The following is a 1,299-nucleotide window of genomic DNA, read 5'->3' as shown; positions in this document are numbered from 1 at the left end:
GGTCGTGCTCACCCGCGTGGGAGTCACCCGCGGCCGCTCCGTCGTCACCGCACGGCAGGTCGCCCCGGCCGCCGCCGGGGCCGAGGCGGGTACCGGGGCCGGCCGTCCGTGACCGCCCCCGAGCCCGCCCCGCGGCGCAGCGCCGCCCGCAGCCGCGAGGCGCTGCTGCACGCCGCGACCGAGCTGTTCTCCGAGCGCGGCTACGACCGCACCACGATCCGCGAGATCGGCGAGCGCGCCGGGGTCGACCCGGCCCTGATCGCCCGCTACTTCGGCAGCAAGCCGCAGCTGTACGTGGCGGTCCTGCGGGCCGAGCACGGCGACACCGCGCCGGACGACCTGCTCACCGAACCCCGGCTGCGGGACGTCGCCGCACGGGCACAACTGCGCGGCCCCGTCCCGCTGCTGCGGGTCGCGGTCCAGCCGCTGAGCGACCCCGCCGCGCAGGACGCCACGCGGGAGGCCCTGGCGGACCGGCTGGTGGAGCCGCTGCGGGCCCGCTTCGCGCGCGAGGGCCGCGACCGGCCGGGGCTGCGGGCCGACGTCCTGGTCGCGGCGGTCGCGGGCGTTCTCCTCGCCCGGCACTCGGGGGCCTTCGACGACCTGGCCGACGCCGAGGTGGACGAGGTCGTCGACGTCTTCCTGGAGATGTTCGGCTCCGGCTGAGACGGCCGCGGCCCGTCACTGGCATCGCGTCGGCCCGCTCGGCGAGGATGGGCCCATGAAGACGATCTCCTTCCCCGACACCGAACTGCGGTCCTCCAACGTCGTCCTGGGCCTGATGCGGATCGCCGGACTCCCCGACGAGGACATCCGCACCCTGTACGGCAGCGCCCGCGACGCCGGGATCAACACGTTCGACCACGCCGACATCTACGGGCCGCAGCGGCACGCGTGCGAGGCGCGCTTCGGCGACGCGGTCAAACTGACCGCCGCCGAGCGCGAGTCGATCGTGATCCAGAGCAAGGTCGGCATCCGGCAGGGCTTCTTCGACTTCTCCAAGGAGCACATCCTGCGGACCGTCGACGAGTCGCTGGCGGCGCTGCGCACCGACTACCTCGACCTGCTCCTGCTGCACCGTCCCGACACCCTCGTGGAACCGGAGGAGGTGGCGGCCGCCTTCGACGAGCTCCACGCGGCGGGCAAGGTCGTCAACTTCGGCGTCTCCAACCACACGCCCGGCCAGATCGAGCTCCTGAAGACCGCCGTGCGGCGCCCGCTCGTGGCCAACCAGGTGCAGCTGAGCATCACGCACTGCCCGATGATCGCCTCCGGGATCGCCGCGAACATGGCGGGCCT

The 1,299-nt window shown here is 74.1% G+C and carries 2 protein-coding genes; both read left to right on the top strand.

The genetic code is table 11. From position 1 onward, the window contains the following. Positions 1–108 precede the first annotated feature (108 nt). A complete protein-coding gene (locus GTW43_RS20060) occupies positions 109–666 on the top strand; it encodes a TetR/AcrR family transcriptional regulator (RefSeq protein ID WP_161303398.1) in 558 nt (185 codons plus the stop codon). Positions 667–721: 55 nt separating this feature from the next. Further along, positions 722–1,299: aldo/keto reductase (locus tag GTW43_RS20055; protein WP_202501728.1), on the top strand; the 578-nt coding region annotated here is incomplete at its 3' end.

The sequence above is a fragment of the Streptomyces sp. SID5785 genome (assembly GCF_009870065.1).
GTDB lineage: Bacteria > Actinomycetota > Actinomycetes > Streptomycetales > Streptomycetaceae > Streptomyces.
The sequence above is the reverse complement of the archived record's forward strand: the minus strand, read 5'-3'. Positions and strand labels throughout refer to the sequence as shown.